Origin of the sequence: Kitasatospora sp. SC0581 (assembly GCF_048159585.1) — a bacterium.
Classification (GTDB): domain Bacteria; phylum Actinomycetota; class Actinomycetes; order Streptomycetales; family Streptomycetaceae; genus Kitasatospora.
Window position 1 is genome coordinate 84,092 of record NZ_JBLRWA010000005.1, and the last position, 15,888, is coordinate 99,979.

A 15,888-nucleotide genomic window follows, 5' to 3' on the forward strand; every position below is an offset into this window, starting at 1 on the left:
CCACGAGTGAACTTCTCTCAGGAGCAAGTACGTTGAACCGGATTCTGTACGTCTACGTCAAGGGCGGCGCCCCGCTGGAGTACGCCTTCCCGCGCATCGCCGCCTGCGGGGAGCTGCACGTCCTCGCACTGGCACCGCTGCCCGCGTCCGGGGAGGACGTGTGGCGGCCCAGCTGCACCAGCATCGAGCTGGTGCCCGAGGCGCCGCGCGGGGACGACCTGGTCGAGCTGATCGTGGAGTACGCGAAGGCCATCGGGGCCGACGCGGTGCTGACCCTCTCCGAGTTCGCGGTCCTGGCCGTCGCCCAGGCCGCGATCCGCCTCAACCTGGCCGGCCCCGGCGAGGGGATCGTCCGCGCCAGGGACAAGCGGCTGATGCGCGAGGCCTGGGCCGCCGCCGGGGTCCCGATACCCGCGTTCCGCCGGGTCGACAGCCTCGCCGACCTGGACACCGCGCTGGCCGAGTTCACACCCCCGCTGCTGCTCAAGCCGGCCTGGGGCGCCGGGTCGGTCGCCCAGATCGTGCTGGACAAGCCCGAGGACGCCGCCCCGGCGTGGGCCGAGATCGAGCGCGGACTCCAGGCCGGCAGCCGGGTCGGCATGAACGAGCTGTACGCCGCCGACACCGACCACGACCGCCTCGTCGAGGAGATCGCCCAGGGCTCCACCGAGGGCTGGTACAAGGAGCCCGGCTACGGCGACTACGTCAGCGTGGAGGGGATCGTCGCGGACGGCGTCTACCGCCCCCTGGCCCTCACCGCCAAGCTGCCGACCGTACCGTCCTTCGTCGAGGTCGCCAGCACCTCGCCCTCCGTCATGACGGTGCCGGTCCAGCGCCGGATCGAGGAGGTCTCCCGACAGGCCGTCGACGCGCTCGGGCTGGAGAACTGCGGCACCCACACCGAGCTGAAGCTGATGAAGGACGGCGAACTGGTCGTCATCGAGACCGCGGCCAGGTTCGGCGGCCTGCTCACCACCAGGCAGGTCCACGAGGTCTTCGGACTCGACCCGATCGGCATGCTGGTCCGCCAACTGCTCGGCGAGCGCGTCGACTACCCCGAGGCCATGCCCACCACCGGCACCCGGGCCGCCGCGTCACTGGCCGTCGTCCCGGCCGACGCCTCGGGCGTGCCCTGGCAGAGCACCCCGCTCTGGAACCCGCAGGCCGTCGACTGGCAGAGCCTGCTCTCCCCGGGCAGCACCATCGAAGCCGTCCCCGCCTTCGTGATGCCCGCCGGCCGTCCCGTCCCCGCCTTCGACCCGTCCGCCGGCTCGCGCAACTGGCTGGGGGTCTACCTGCTCAGCGCCGTCGACGCCAAAACCCTGCAGCACGACTGCAACGCCGTGCTGAACGGCATGGAAGCCGCCCTGCACCGGGCCGCCTCCTGACCCCCCGTCCTCCTCCCATCTCCTCCGTCTCCCTCTTTCTCTTTCTCTTTCTCCCCGAGGTTCCATCATGCGTGTACTGTTCGCCGGCGCACCCGGCCTGGGCCACCTGTTCCCGCTGGTCCCACTGGCCAGGGCGATGCGCGAGCTCGGCCACGAGGTCGCGGTGGCCTCGATGGACGGCGGCGAAGGGGTCGCCGCGTCCGGGCTGCCGTACCTGCCCATCGCGCCCGGGGTCGACTGGCGCAAGGAGATCAGGGAGGCCGGCCGCACCCGGCGGCCCGACCTGATGCGGCGGGTGGTCGAGAGCAACTCGGCCGACCGCGAGGCCTTCGTCCCACTGGCCGCCCACGTCAACAGCCGGGTCGCCGACGAGACGGTCGAACTCGCCGCGCAGTGGCGGCCGGACCTGGTGGTGTACGAGTACCAGTTCCCGGTGGCCCTGCTCGCGGCGACCCGCCTCGGCGTGCCCGCCGTCCAGCACGACCTCGGATTCGCCCGCACCCCGAAGCTGCGCGCGCTGATGCTCGCCGAAATGGCGGACACCTTCGCCCGTCACGGAATCGACCGGCTGCCCGACCCGGCGGACACCATCGACCTCGCGCCGCCCAGCATGGCCGGCGACGAGCGGTACGGCACCTCGATGCGGCCCGTCGCCTACAACGGCGAAGGCGAACTCCCCGCCCAGCTGGCCGCACCCTCCCACCGCCCGCGCATCGCGGTGACGCTGGGCACCGTCCCGCCCAAGACCGACGGCCTCACCAGGATCGAGCGCGTCATCGCGGCAGCCGCCGACATCGACGCCGAATTCGTCCTCGCCACCGGCGACCTCGACCTCGGCACGCTCGGCAGCCTGCCGGACAACGTCCGCCCGTACGGCTGGGTCCCCTGGCAGGCCCTGCTGTCGACCTGCGCCGCCGCCATCCACCACGGCGGCAGCAGCACGGCCCTCGGCGCACTCGACGCGGGCATCCCCCAGCTGGTCCTGCCCGACGGCTCCGACCGCTTCATCACCGCGGCCGCCGTCCACCAGCGCGGAGCCGGCCGCAGCGCGACCGCCGAGGAGATCACCCCGGCCCTGCTCCACCGCCTCCTCACCGACGACACCCTGACCCGCGCCGCCCGCGAGGTCAGCACCGAAATCGCGGCGATGCCCAGCCCGACCACCGTGGCGGAGCACCTCACCACCCTCGCCCGCCCCACCCCCTGAGCCACCCAGCCAGGCAACTCCCGAGAGCCTGCCCCGAGATCTCCACGCCAGTTGGCCGCCGTGCCACAGGGGCCCACTCGGTCAGCACCGAGACGCCACAATGAGAGCCCCCCGGCACGCGCCGGGGGGCTCCCTTCTGCGTGGGCCTACCATGCAGGGGAGCAACCCCCGCAGCGCGGGGCCGACCTGCTGTACGGCGCTGCGGACTGGGAACTGGGGGAACAACCCCCGCGAGCGCGGGGCCGACGAAGTTGCCGAACTCGCCCATCCGCCTGCTCTGGAGCAACCCCCGCGAGCGCGGGGCCGACGCGGCGCCCGGGATCGCCGACACCGTACGCAGGGAGCAACCCCCGCGAGCGCGGGGCCGACGACAAGCCGGACGTTGAGCCCCTCCCGGACCCGGAGCAACCCCCGCGAGCGCGGGGCCGACAGCACCGGCCGGGCACCGGTGTTCAGCATGGCGGAGCAACTCCCGCGAGCGCGGGGCCGACGCCGAGGCCAAGCTCACCCAGCTCCAGCAGCAGGAGCAACCTCCGCGAGCGCGGGGCCGACCTGCTTCGACCAGATCGTCTCGCCGAGGACGTCGAGCAACCCCCGCGAGCGCGGGGCCGACGATGCCGAGAGCACCACGCTCCCCTGCATGCCGGAGCAACCCCCGCGAGCGCGGGGCCGACGTGCTACCCGGTGGACGGGAGGTCGGCAGCCCGGAGCAACCCCCGCGAGCGCGGGGCCGACGATCGTCAGCTGGGCTGATCGATCGGGAGCGGGGAGCAACCCCCGCGAGCGCGGGGCCGACGCGCTGGCCAAGCTGGCGCCGAACGCGAGGGAGGAGCAACCCCCGCGAGCGCGGGGCCGATACCGCCAAGGCTGACGGCCGGCGAACCGCGTGGGAGCAATCCCCGCGAGCGCGGGGCCGATTCAACACGTTTTCAACATCCCCGTACACATGGGGAGCAATCCCCGCGAGCGCGGGGCCGACAGCCCACCGAGTGGGTCCTGACGCCCAAGAACCGAGCAATCCCCGCGAGCGCGGGGCCGACGACGACCACGACGACCAGCGCGGCCGCAGCAGGGAGCAATCCCCGCGAGCGCGGGGCCGACAGGAAGACGAAGCAGAGCATGTAGCCCATGGGAGAGCAATCCCCGCGAGCGCGGGGCCGACCCGCACCGCCGCCGCCGGGTCGTACAACGCCCGGAGCAATCCCCGCGAGCGCGGGGCCGACCGACCACCAACTCGAACTTGGCTGCCGAGAGCGGAGCAATCCCCGCGAGCGCGGGGCCGACGGCCTTCGCCGCGGTGGCGCGGGCGACTCCCCAGAGCAATCCCCGCGAGCGCGGGGCCGACGTCAGAGTGGGTGGTCTAGGCCCTGACCAGGGGGAGCAATCCCCGCGAGCGCGGGGCCGACCCCGGTGGCACGCGGGCGTACGTGCGTCAGGAGGAGCAATCCCCGCGAGCGCGGGGCCGACACTTCCTGACCTGCGGTGATCTGCGTCAACTGGCGCCGGTTGATTCAGTTCGATTCGGTTGGCTTCCCATAGCAGACCTCATGCGCCGATCGTTGTCTATTTGTGAATCCAGGGTGGATTGTCAGTGCCTCGATCTACGCCCCGAAGCGTACTCGGACATGGAGGTCGAGGCATGGTCGATGACCGCTGGCAGTGGTACCAGGCGGCAGCAGCACCACCCTTGGCACACTCGATGCGGGCATCCCTCTACTGGTCCTGCCCGACGGCTCCGACCGCTTCATCACCGCGGCGGCCGCGCACCAGCGTGGAGCCGGCCTCAGTGCGACCGCCGAGGAGATCACCTCGGCCCTGCTCCACCGTCTCCTCACCGACGACACCCTGACCCGCGCCGCCCGCGAGGTCAGCACCGAAATCGCGGCGATGCCCAGTCCGACCACCGTGGCGGAGCACCTCACCACCGTCGCCCGCCCCACCCCCTGAGCCACCCAGCCAGGCAACTCCCGAGAGCCTGCCCCGAGATCTCCACGCCAGTTGGCCGCCGTGCGACAGGGGCCCACTCGGTCAGCACTGAGACGCCACATTGAGAGCCCCCCGGTACGCGCCGGGGGCTCCCTTCTGCGTGGGCCTACCAGGTAGGGGAGCAACCCCCGCGAGCGCGGGTCCGGCACCAGCGGGCAGTGGAAGGACGGCACCGCGCTGGAGTAACCCCCGCGAGCGCGGGGCCGACACCCAGAAGTTCGAACTCGCCTGGGACTCAACGGAGCAACCCCTGCGAGCGCGGGGCCGACTGCCGCGGCCATCGTTCTCATCGGCAGCTGGGGGAGCAACCCCCGCGAGCGCGGGGCCGACGCGCCAGGAGGCACTCTACGAGCCCCAGAAGCGGAGCAACCCCCGCGAGCGCGGGGCCGACTCTGCCGAGCGGGTGCGCAGGACCATGGCGCCGGAGCAACCCCCGCGAGCGCGGGGCCGACGACCACCGAGGGCCTCGTCCACTGTGCGCTGCAGAGCAACCCCCGCGAGCGCGGGGCCGACGCGGCGCCCTTCCAGCGCAGGGCTGTCGGCGCGGAGCAACCCCCGCGAGCGCGGGGCCGACCATCTCCCTGTTCGTGCTGTTCCTCGTGCTCAGGAGCAACCCCCGCGAGCGCGGGGCCGACTCCGTGCCGCGCCGGTGGGAGAAGTGCGGCCTGGAGCAACCCCCGCGAGCGCGGGGCCGACGGTACGTGGCGTTGTACTTGACATGCTCTGCCCGAGCAACCCCCGCGAGCGCGGGGCCGACTACGGCGTCGACAACGTGAACTCCACCGCCCAGGAGCAACCCCCGCGAGCGCGGGGCCGACTTACGGACCCGGTCAGGGACCGGCTTGCCCTGGGAGCAACCCCCGCGAGCGCGGGGCCGACTACCTGGACGCCTGCCCGCCCGCCCCGGCCTGGGAGCAACCCCCGCGAGCGCGGGGCCGACTGCGTGCCCGCCCACTGCGCCAGCCTCGCCCGGGAGCAACCCCCGCGAGCGCGGGGCCGACCTGGCCGGCTCCCGCCACTCCTCGGTCATCCCGGAGCAACCCCCGCGAGCGCGGGGCCGACCTCCTCGGCCTGTACGTCGGGTGGGTGAGGGTGGAGCAACCCCCGCGAGCGCGGGGCCGACCCGATTCGGGTGAGGAGCTGGAAGGGCGCCATGGAGCAACCCCCGCGAGCGCGGGGCCGACGGGACCACGGTCCCGTCCTGGCGGTAGATCGGAGAGCAACCCCCGCGAGCGCGGGGCCGACCCAGCGCCGGGGCGGCGAGACGCGCCGCCCGGGGAGCAACCCCCGCGAGCGCGGGGCCGACTTGGCGATCTGGTCGTGCACCCCTTCTCGCGGGGAGCAACCCCCGCGAGCGCGGGGCCGACCAGCAGCTCGAAGCCGTCGCCGCCGCCCGGGCCGAGCAACCTCCGCGAGCGCGGGGCCGACCCGCCTTTTCCGAAGGTTGAAGCGGCTGGCCTGGAGCAACCCCCGCGAGCGCGGGGCCGACGGCCGTCTGGCCGTCAAGCCCGATCTTCCGGAAGAGCAACCCCCGCGAGCGCGGGGCCGACGTGTATCAGAGATACCCAGGCACATGTTCATGGGAGCAACCCCCGCGAGCGCGGGGCCGACCGCCACCCTCAACGGCACCGCCAGCCGCCGCCGGAGCAACCCCCGCGAGCGCGGGGCCGACGAGCTCCTGCAGGATGGCGGCCTGGGCACGGAGGAGCAACCCCCGCGAGCGCGGGGCCGACTTTTCGCGCGCCGATTACAACAATCGAGGTCGGGAGCAACCCCCGCGAGCGCGGGGCCGACCGGCCCAGATGGCCCACATGACCGGCCAGCCGGGAGCAACCCCCGCGAGCGCGGGGCCGACGTCGTCGGCGTCACCGGCGGGAAAGTCGAGGAAGAGCAACCCCCGCGAGCGCGGGGCCGACCCGTTGGTGGTCGTCTGGGTGGGCTGCTGGGTGGAGCAACCCCCGCGAGCGCGGGGCCGACACTTCCTGACCTGCGGTGATCTGCGTCAACAGGCGCTGATTGATTCAGTTCGATTCGGTTGGTTTCCCAGAGCAGACCTCATGCGCCGCTCGTTGTCTTTGTGAATCCAGGGTGGATTGTCAGTGCCTCGATCTACGCTCCGAAGCGTACTCGGACATGGAGGTCGAGGCATGGTCGATGACCGCTGGCAGTGGTACCCGGCGGCAGCAGCACCGTCCTCGGCGCCCTCGACGCGGGCATCCCCCAGCTGGTCCTGCCCGACGGCTCCGACCGCTTCATCGCCGCGGCCGCCGTCCACCAGCGTGGAGCCGGCCTCAGCGCGACCGTCGAGGAGATCACCCCGGCCCTGCTCCACCGCCTCCTCACCGACGACGCCCTGACCCGCGCCGCCCGCGAGGTCAGCACCGAGATCGCGGCGATGCCCAGTCCGACCGCCGTGGCGGAGTACCTCACCACCGTCGCCCGCCCCACTCCCTGAGCCACCTCGCCCGGCACCGGGCGCCGACCGATCCGGGGGCCACTGCCCGTTACCGGACGGTCCGTCAGACCTGCTCCAGGTGCAGCGGCAGGTGGTTCAGCTCCCAGCCGACCGGGCGGCCGCCGGGGATCAGGGTGCCGGGGTCCGCCGCGAGTGACAGTCCGGGGTAGCGGTCGAGGAGCCGCCCGAAGGCGATGGCCGCTTCCAGCCTGGCCAGCGCCGCGCCCAGGCAGAAGTGGATGCCGTACCCGAAGGAGAGGTGGTGGTCGGCCTGGGCGGCCCGCTTCCGGGTCAGGTCGAGCCGCTCGGCGCGGTCGTGGTGCCGCAGGTCGAGGTTGGCGGCGTCGAGGTGGGGGTGGACGGCCTCGCCCCTGCGGATGTGCACGCCCCGCAGGACGAGGTCGCGGTCGGCGTACCGCAGGCGTGCGGAGGGCACCGGGCCGCACCAGCGCAGCAGTTCCTCGACGGCGTGCGGCAGCAGCGTGCGGTCCCGGCGCAGCAGGGTGAGCTGGTCGGGGTGGGTGAGCAGGGCCAGGGTGCCGTTGGCGATCAGGTGGGCGGTGGTCTCGTGGCCGGCGAGGACGAGGATGAGGGTCATGCTGACCATCTCGTCCTCGCTCATCGCCGCGTTGGAGGGGCCGCCGTCCGGGCCGCTGTCCGGGCCGCCGTCCGCGCTGTCGTCTCGCGCCTGGAGCATCCCGCTGATGAGGTCGTTGCCGGGCTCCGCGCGGCGGCGGTCGATCAGTTCCCGGACGTACCGGACCAGGGCGGGTGTTGCCGTCCGCAGCCGTTCGGTGTGGCCAGCCGTCAGGTTCCGGCTCCAGTCGGACCAGAGGTGCCGGTCGGGCTCCGGGACGCCGACCAGTTCGCAGATGACGGCGACCGGCAGCGGGTAGGCGAAGTGCTCGACGAGGTCGACGACGCCGGACTCGTCACGGTGGTCGGGTAGTTCGTCGAGCAGCCGGTCGGTGATCAGCTCGATCGACGGGGCGAGGAGCTGGATGCGGCGGGCGGTGAACTCGCGGGACACCAGCCGGCGCAGGCGGGTGTGGCGCGGGGGGTCCAAGTCGACGATGGCGTTGAGGAAGTAGTGGTGCGTCTCCGGCGGTAGCCCGAGCGCGGTCAGGCCGGCGATGCGCGGGTCGGGGGAGCCGTCGGCGGCGAGGGTGGAGGGTGCGCTGGTCAGGCGGGGGTCGGTGAGGACGTCGCGTACCTCGGCGAAGCCGGACGCCACCCAGCCCATGGACCCGTCGGGCATCCGGCTCTCGCGGACCGGACATCCGCCGGCGTGCTCGGCGAGTACGGGTGCGGGTGCAGGTACCGGCGTTGGTACGGGTGCCGGCGGTGCTACCGCCTGGTCGTTCGGCATCGTGCGTCGTCCCTTTCCGGGGCGGCCCGGTGCCTCGGGCACCGGTCGGGCCTGTCTGAGGCGGTCGGACATCTCTGCGGCGGAGGGGTCCCGGGAGGCGAAGGACGTCCAGGGCCCGGGCCCGCCGGCCGCTCACAGGTGAAGCGGGAGGCGGGTGAGTCGGCGGCCCACGCCCGGCACGTGGACGCGTTCCAGCCGGTCCGGGGCGACGGCCAGCCGGAGGCCGGGGAACCGGGCGGTCAGTGCGCCGAGCACGACCTGCGTCTCCAGGCGGACGAGGGCGGCGCCGAGGCAGAAGTGGGCGCCGTGGCCGAGGGCGACGTGGTCGTCCTGTGCGTCCTGGTCGCGGGTGATGTCGAACCGGTCGGCGTCGGGGTGGTACCGGCGGTCGCGGTTGGCACCGAGGAGCGAGAGGACGACGGCCTCGCCGGCCCGGATGCGGGTGCCGTGCAGGTCGATGTCCTGAGCGGCGAAGCGCGGCCGGGTCGCCGGGACGGAGCCGCCCCAGCGCAGCAGCTCCGTCACGGCCAAGGGGAGCAGGGCGGGGTCGTCGCGCAGCAGGTCCAGCTGGTCGGGGTGGGCGAGCAGGGCGGCGAGGCCGTTGGCGAGGAAGTAGGCGGTGTTCTCGTAGCCGACGTTGGTCACCAGCATCGTCATCGTGACGATGTCCCGTTCCGGGAGGGGAGGTTCACCGTCCGGGGAGGGCGTCACCATCGCGCTGATGAGGTCGTCGCCGGGGGTGCGCCGACGCTCCTCGATCAGCGCGAGCACGTGGTCCACGAGGGCGGGCGCGGAGTCGCGGACGAGGTCGGTGTCCAGGCCGTTGAGGTCGTCCGCCCAACGGCGCCACAGCGGGCGGTCCTGCTCGGGAATGCCCACCATCTCGCAGATCACCGTGATCGAGAGGGGGAATGCGACCTCCTCGATGAAGTCGACGCTGCCGTCGGCGGCCGTCCGTCCGGGCAGCTCGCTCAGGAGCCGGTCGGTGATCTGCTCCACCCGGGGCCGCAACGCGTGGATCCGGCGCGCGGTGAAGTGCGGTGCGACCGCCTTGCGCAGCCGGGTGTGGTCGGGTGCGTCGAGGTCCAGCAGGGCGCGCAGCAGGTACTGGTTCATCCGCTCGGGCAGGCCGAGCCACCGGATCTGCGCCATGCGGGGGTCCTCGCCGGTGAACCCCGGCACAGAGAGCGGGGACTGCACCAGCCGCGGGTCCCCGAGCCCGGCCCGGACGTCGTCGAACCGGGTGATCATCCACGCCGGCAGCCCGCCGGGCAGGGTGATCCGCACGACGGGCGCCTGCTCCCGCAGCCCGCCGAGCACGTCCTCGGGCAGCTCCGGGCACTGCGGATCGAAGATCAACGGGCAGGCGGAGAACTCCGGTTGGCCGGGCGCGGGGGAGTCACCGTCGGAAACCTCGCGCGGATTCGCCGGGCTGGTGGTCATGACGCACCCCACTCTGTGAACGCACTGCTCATGCCCCCTGCAACTCCTACCCGCCGGGATCGGTCACGGCCTCGTCCCCCGCAGGCGTGACGCCTGGACACCGCCTTGCCCGCGCACGCCGAAGCCCGCCGCGGAGTCCGGACGAAGTCCCCCACCGCCACGACGGACCGGGGCCGTCGGCCGCAACGCACCTACGCCACCACCGACCTCAGCGCGATCGCCGAGGAGGTCATCCCGGCCCTGCTCTACCGCCTCCTCACCGACGACGCCCTGACCCGCGCCACTCGCGAGCTCAGCACCGAAATCGCAGCGATGCCTAGCCCGATCGCCGTGGCGTCGCACCTCGCCACCCTCGCCCACCGGGCTGCCGCACGGCCCCGCACGGAAACCCCTCCGCGTTGATGTCGCCGGTCGTCAATGCGCTCTCTCGCCCAGTAAGCCTTCGAGAGGCTGGTCTGCGATCCTCAAGCCTGCGGGGGCTCCTTCCTTAGATGGTCTGTCAGGCAAGGCGGCAATCCCCGCGAGCGCGGGGCCGACGATCGGCGCCCACATGTGGGTGACGGTCCCGGGGAGCAACCCCCCGCGAGCGCGGGGCTGGCCCGGCCTTCCAACAGCCGTACCCGGTCCTGGAGGAGCAACCCCCGCGAGCGCGGGGCCGACCCCCGCGGCGTTGTCCACGGGAGTCCCGAGCAGAGAGCAACCCCCACGAGCGCGGGGCCGACGTCAGCGATACCTTGGCCATCGGTCAGCTCCCGGAGCAACCCCCGCGAGCGCGGGGCCGACAGGCGACCGCAAAGGGGGCCGGAGTCCAACGGGGAGTAACCCCCGCGAGCGCGGGGCCGACGAGATCACCCGATGGGTGGCACCTGCCTGATGGGAGCAACCCCCGCGGGCGCGGGGCCGACTCCCAGGTGTACGCGACGTTCCTGCAGCCCTTGGAGCAACCCCCGCGGGCGCGGGGCCGGCGGCCTTGCCGCGCTTCGAGCTGGCCTGGCGCAGGAGCAAACCCCGCGAGCGCGGGGCCGACCTGCCGCCTCCCGGCAACACACCGGCCGCACCGGAGCAACCCCCCGCGAGCGCGGGCCGACTCACCTGCGGTCGGCACGCTGCTGAAGGGGAGGGAGCAACCCCCGCGAGCGCGGGGCCGACGGGCACTTGGAGCAGGCGGCCGAACTGCTGCGCGAGCAACCCCCGCGAGCGCGGGGCCGACGACCGAACCCTGCGCGCCGGCGGCTCGCGCGCCGAGCAACCCCCGCGAGCGCGGGGCCGACATCCAGCCCGTCGCCGTGGTTCACCGGGCTTCGGAGCAGCCCCCGCGAGTGCGGGGCCGACCCGAGTTCGTGCATCGCCGCCCGGAGTTCCTCAGAGCAACCCCCGCGAGCGCGGGGCCGACAGGGCGCGGCCCTGGTAGGCCTCGGGCAGGCCGGAGCAACCCCCGCGAGCGCGGGGCCGACCCCCACGTTCGGCGCGTTTGGTCAGCGACCGTGGAGCAACCCCCGCGAGCGCGGGGCCGACAGCCGGTGCTTGCCGATGCCGGGGATGATGTGGGAGCAACCCCCGCGAGCGCGGGGCCGACGGGGACCGCACCGCCCAGCAGTGCATCAAGAGGGAGCAACCCCCGCGAGCGCGGGGCCGACGTGCTCGACGCCGTCGAAGCGTTCCACCGTCGCGAGCAACCCCCGCGAGCGCGGGGCCGACGTGCGCAGCTGCTCGACCGCCTGTCGGATGCGGGAGCAACCCCCGCGAGCGCGGGGCCGACAGGGTGTGGCAGCCGGTGCACATGTAGCCCTCGGAGCAACCCCCGCGAGCGCGGGGCCGACACCGTCGTGCCGATGGACTCGGCCCGCGTCCCGGAGCAACCCCCGCGAGCGCGGGGCCGACGGGCCGTTCACGGTCGCGTTGTCGCTGACGCCGGAGCAACCCCCGCGAGCGCGGGGCCGACGCCTGGCCCGCCGTCTCCTTGCTCCCGTCGGGGGAGCAACCCCCGCGAGCGCGGGGCCGACTCGTTGCGGCAGCCGAGCGCGTCGCGGACCTTCGAGCAACCCCCGCGAGCGCGGGGCCGACGCTGGCCAGTTCGTTCTCGGCGGTGCGGAGCTGGAGCAACCCCCGCGAGCGCGGGGCCGACAACGGGACCGCGTCATCCTGGACCTTGATCTTGGAGCAACCCCCGCGAGCGCGGGGCCGACTGGATGCGGCGGGGTAGCGGGAGAGGCTCCCAGGAGCAACCCCCGCGAGCGCGGGGCCGACTCGGTGGGGTCGTAGTGGACGAGCCACTGGCCGGAGCAACCCCCGCGAGCGCGGGGCCGACCCGCGGGCGGCTCGGGCGGCGGCTCGGTCGGCGGAGCAACCCCCGCGAGCGCGGGGCCGACCGATGGTGAAGGTGCGGCGGCGGGCGGTCACTGGAGCAACCCCCGCGAGCGCGGGGCCGACTCGTCGTCGGGGTTCTCGTGCACGGGCGGGCCTGAGCAACCCCCGCGAGCGCGGGGCCGACGCGCTGTCGCCGGCGGCCTGGACGGCGTCGGGGGAGCAACCCCCGCGAGCGCGGGGCCGACTGGATCCTCGCCCCCTGGCCCTCGTACCTGATGGAGCAACCCCCGCGAGCGCGGGGCCGACCGACCACCAACTCGAACTTGGCTGCCGAGAGCGGAGCAACCCCCGCGAGCGCGGGGCCGACGCACTCAGTGGGCCGACCTGCACCACGTGATCGGAGCAACCCCCGCGAGCGCGGGGCCGACCGGCCTGGCGCTGTCCGCCGCCGACGACATCGGGAGCAACCCCCGCGAGCGCGGGGCCGACACTTCCTGACCTGCGGTGATCTGCGTCAACTGGCGCCGGTTGATTCAGTTCGATTCGGTTGGCTTCCCATAGCAGACCTCATGCGCCGATCGTTGTCTCTTCGTGAATCCAGGGTGGATTGTCAGTGCCCCGACCTAGGCTCCGAAGCGTACTCGGACATGGAGGTCGAGGCGATGGTCGATGACCGCTGGCAGTGGTACCCGCCTGAGGTAGAGGGCTGGTTGGGTGCCCTGTGGGGCAAGTCTGCCGGGCGGGCCGGAGGGACGGCCAACCTGCTGTTGTCGCACATGCTGGACACCGCTGCCGTGGCGGAGATCGTCTGGGACCGATACCTGCCGCCGGTGACGCGGCGGCGTCTGGACGCCGTCGCGGGCGGGCCGGGCAAGGGGCGACGGCTGTTCGCCTGGCTGTGCGGGATCCATGACTGCGGCAAGGCCACCCCGGTGTTCCAGTGCCTCGACCCCGCTGGCGAGGCCGCGGTCCGCCAGGCGGGCCTGAGCTGGGACAAGTACGCGGTGAAGGGGGTGTCCTGGCGGCACGACAAAGCCGGTGCCCGCGTGTTGAGGGCGCTGCTCACCGAAGCGACGTGGTCGAAGGAGCAGGTCGGTTGGGTCTGGCCGCTGGTCGCCGGCCACCACGGTCTGATCCCGACACTGGGGCAGCTGAGCCCGCCGAAGAGGAACGAGAGGCTGCAGGGAAACAGCCGGCCCTGGAAGCTCGCGCAGTCGGCGCTGGTGGAGGTCTTCTCCCGGGAGCTCGGCTACGAGGGCGAGGCGCCGCTTGCCGCCGTCGAACCTCTGGAGGTGCCGAGCCGAGCGGTGCATCTCCAGCTGGCCGGCTTCGTGGTGATGGCGGACTGGATCGCCAGCGACGAGCGGCACTTCACGGGCGTGTCGGATCTGGCGAGGGTGACGATGCCGCAGGCGCGGCAGCGGGCTGCGGCAGCGTGGGCGCGGCTCGGCCTGCGCGGTGGATGGGGAGCGCTGCCGGTACCTGGTCCGGAGGCGTTCCAGGACCGTTTCGGCCACGGGCCCAGGCCTTCGCAGGAGTTGGTCCTCGACGTGGTGCGCCGGATGGGCGGGCCGGGCCTGGTGATCGTCGAGGCTCCGATGGGGGAGGGGAAGACGAAGGCGGCGCTGGCGGCGGCCGAGCTGATGGCCGCCCGTCATGGCGCGGACGGAGTGTTCCTGGGTATGCCGACCCAGGCGACCGCGGACCCGATGTTCACCCAGGTCCGGTCGTGGCTGCGAGAGGTCGGTGACGGCCTGGAGGACCAGGTCGCGCTGCTGCACGGCAAGCGGATGGTCAACGCGGAGTGGCGCCGTCTGCTGGAGGGCACCGGTGAGTGGGGGCAGGACGCCGACTCCTACTACTCGTCCGTGGGGGAAGACGAGTTCGGGATGTCGGCCGACTGCTTCGACGGCTGCGAGGGCGGGGAGCGCAGGGTCCCCGCCGAGTGGTTCCTGGGCCGTCGCCGAGGTCTGCTGAGCCCGTTCGCGGTCGGCACCATCGACCAGCTCCTGTACGCCGCGACCCGCACCAAGCACGTGATGCTGCGTACGGCCGGCCTGATGGGCAAGGTCGTGATCCTCGACGAGGTCCATGCCGCCGACGTCTACATGTCGCAGTTCCTGCTGGAGGGCCTGTGGTGGCTCGGACAGGCCGGCGTGCCGGTGGTGCTGCTCTCGGCGACTCTGCCGCCCGAGCAGCGGCGTGATCTGGCCGCCGCCTACCTGGCCGGCACGCAGTCCGCGGAGGCCCCGGCGGCGCCGGAGCTTCCCGGGCCGCAGGGCTATCCGAGCGTGACGGCGGTCTGGCCGAGGCGGGACGGGCAGCCGGAGGTTCTCGTGGAGAGCACCGAGTCGTGGCGCCACGATCTCCAGGTACGGGTCGAAGTGCTCCACGAGCAGCCGGCGGAGACGGATGCCCGGGCCGCGGACGACGGCGCCGGGCCGGCGGATGCCGCCGTGACCGACTACCTGCGGGAGCGGCTGACCGACGGCGGATGCGTGCTGATCATCCGCAACACCGTGGCCCGCGCCCAGGCCACGTTCGACGCCCTCCACAAGGAGTACGGCGCCGACGTGCGGCTCCTGCACGCCCGTCTGCACGCAGGCCACCGGGCCGACCGCACCCAGGAGGTGCTGGAACTCCTCGGCCCGCCGAGAGAAGGATCCGAGCGCCCCGGCAGGCTGATCGTCGTCGCCACCCAACTCGCGGAGCAGTCCTTCGACGTCGACGCCGACCTGCTGATCACCGACCTCGCGCCCATGGACCTGCTCCTCCAGCGCATCGGCCGCCTCCACCGCCACGACGGCGTCAAGCGCCCCCACACGCTGTCCCGGCCCACCGTCGTCGTCACCGGCATCGGCCTCGACGACGACAGGGCGCCGTACATCCTGCGGGCCTCCGAGGGGATCTACGGCCGCTACCTCCTGCTGCGCACGGCCGCCGAGGTCGAAAGGGCGACGACGTCCGACGGAGGCGCGTGGAGCATCCCTGGCCAGGTGCCCGACCTTGTCGCCCGGGTCTACGGCACGGACCCGGTCGTCCCGGCGGCCTGGGCCGAGGCCGAGGCGCAGGGCTGGCAGGAGTGGGAGGAACGGCAGACCGAGCGTCGAGCGAAGGCTGCCGGGTACCTGCTGACCCGTGCCGGTGAGCACGGGGCCCAGACGCTAGCGGGCCTGCACTACGGAGCCCTCGGCAGGCTGGCCGAGGGGCAGTTCGAGGCGCTCGTCCGGGACGGCGACCCGAGCGCGGAGGTCGTCCTGGTGCGCCGCCTCGGGGAGGACGACTTCCGTGCAGTGACGGGCCGCAGCCTCGGCCCGAACGGCGAGGTCGCGGCCGAGGTGGTGGACGACGTGCTCTCCGGCACGGTACGCCTTCCCACCAGGCTGACCGAAGCGGCCGAGCAGGCGCTCGGTCCGCTGCCGGGCTGGCGGGACCATCCATGGCTGCGCCACAGCCTGGCCCTGGAGCTCGACGAGCACGGCGCCGCGGTCATTGGCGACTTCCGGCTGCGCTACGACGACCTGCTCGGCCTCGTGGTGAGCGGAGGAAGACCGTACCGGTAGCGGGGCGTGTGGGCAGGAGAGGCAGAGTGCCGCTCCGCCCACACGACTCCAACCCCGCGAAAGCGGGGCCTACTTGCAGCCGGGACCGGCTCGCAGACAGAGCCAGGGGCCATCCCCGCGCACAAGATCCTGCGGGGCCGAGGAGCAATTCAAGCATTCGCCCCACAGCA

Annotated in this window: 8 protein-coding genes and 4 CRISPR repeat arrays; of the genes, 6 read left to right on the forward strand and 2 right to left on the reverse strand. The window is 73.2% G+C overall.

The features are described 5' to 3' along the window. The first annotated feature begins 32 nt into the window (after positions 1–32). The 4 genes from ACLWS4_RS11430 to ACLWS4_RS11445 all read left to right on the forward strand — a co-directional run bounded on the left by ACLWS4_RS11430 (position 33) and on the right by ACLWS4_RS11445 (position 7,036). Complete coding sequence (locus ACLWS4_RS11430; RefSeq protein WP_416874007.1) at positions 33–1,388, forward strand: ATP-grasp domain-containing protein; 1,356 nt, start codon at positions 33–35, stop codon at positions 1,386–1,388. Positions 1,389–1,455: 67 nt separating this feature from the next. Beyond that, positions 1,456–2,595: a nucleotide disphospho-sugar-binding domain-containing protein gene (locus ACLWS4_RS11435; protein WP_416874008.1), complete on the forward strand. Its 1,140-nt coding sequence runs from the start codon at positions 1,456–1,458 to the stop codon at positions 2,593–2,595. Positions 2,596–2,814: 219 nt separating this feature from the next. Continuing rightward, positions 2,815–4,063: direct repeats of the CRISPR family, unit length 28 nt; unit sequence GAGCAACCCCCGCGAGCGCGGGGCCGAC. Positions 4,064–4,254: 191 nt separating this feature from the next. Further along, positions 4,255–4,542, forward strand: a complete 288-nt coding sequence (locus tag ACLWS4_RS11440) for a glycosyltransferase (RefSeq protein WP_416874009.1) — start codon at positions 4,255–4,257, stop codon at positions 4,540–4,542. A gap of 158 nt (positions 4,543–4,700) precedes the next feature. Further along, positions 4,701–6,558: a CRISPR direct-repeat array (repeat unit 28 nt; unit sequence GAGCAACCCCCGCGAGCGCGGGGCCGAC). A gap of 190 nt (positions 6,559–6,748) precedes the next feature. Beyond that, positions 6,749–7,036: a glycosyltransferase gene (locus ACLWS4_RS11445; RefSeq protein ID WP_416874010.1), complete on the forward strand. Its 288-nt coding sequence runs from the start codon at positions 6,749–6,751 to the stop codon at positions 7,034–7,036. A 64-nt stretch (positions 7,037–7,100) separates the two neighbouring features. Here ACLWS4_RS11445 and ACLWS4_RS11450 read toward each other — a convergent pair whose 3' ends face one another. Together ACLWS4_RS11450 and ACLWS4_RS11455 are read right to left on the reverse strand one after the other, a co-directional pair. After that, on the reverse strand, positions 7,101–8,294 hold the full coding sequence (locus tag ACLWS4_RS11450) for a cytochrome P450 family protein (RefSeq protein ID WP_416874011.1): 1,194 nt from the start codon (positions 8,292–8,294) through the stop codon (positions 7,101–7,103). 243 nt (positions 8,295–8,537) lie between these two features. Further along, positions 8,538–9,848 (reverse strand): cytochrome P450 family protein, encoded by a 1,311-nt coding sequence (locus ACLWS4_RS11455; protein WP_416874012.1) that lies wholly within the window; start codon positions 9,846–9,848, stop codon positions 8,538–8,540. A 105-nt stretch (positions 9,849–9,953) separates the two neighbouring features. Here ACLWS4_RS11455 and ACLWS4_RS11460 point away from each other — a divergent pair, with 105 nt between their 5' ends. Both ACLWS4_RS11460 and cas3 read left to right on the forward strand, forming a co-directional pair. Continuing rightward, complete coding sequence (locus ACLWS4_RS11460) at positions 9,954–10,250, forward strand: hypothetical protein (RefSeq protein WP_416874013.1); 297 nt, start codon at positions 9,954–9,956, stop codon at positions 10,248–10,250. 230 nt (positions 10,251–10,480) lie between these two features. Then, a CRISPR array of direct repeats spans positions 10,481–10,876; the repeat unit is 28 nt; unit sequence GAGCAACCCCCGCGAGCGCGGGGCCGAC. Positions 10,877–10,969: 93 nt separating this feature from the next. Continuing rightward, positions 10,970–12,644: a CRISPR direct-repeat array (repeat unit 28 nt; unit sequence GAGCAACCCCCGCGAGCGCGGGGCCGAC). Positions 12,645–12,817: 173 nt separating this feature from the next. Then, positions 12,818–15,718 carry a CRISPR-associated helicase Cas3' gene (gene cas3, locus ACLWS4_RS11465; protein WP_416874014.1) on the forward strand — a complete coding sequence of 967 codons (2,901 nt, stop codon included), beginning with the start codon at positions 12,818–12,820 and terminating at the stop codon, positions 15,716–15,718. The last annotated feature ends 170 nt before the right edge of the window (positions 15,719–15,888 follow it).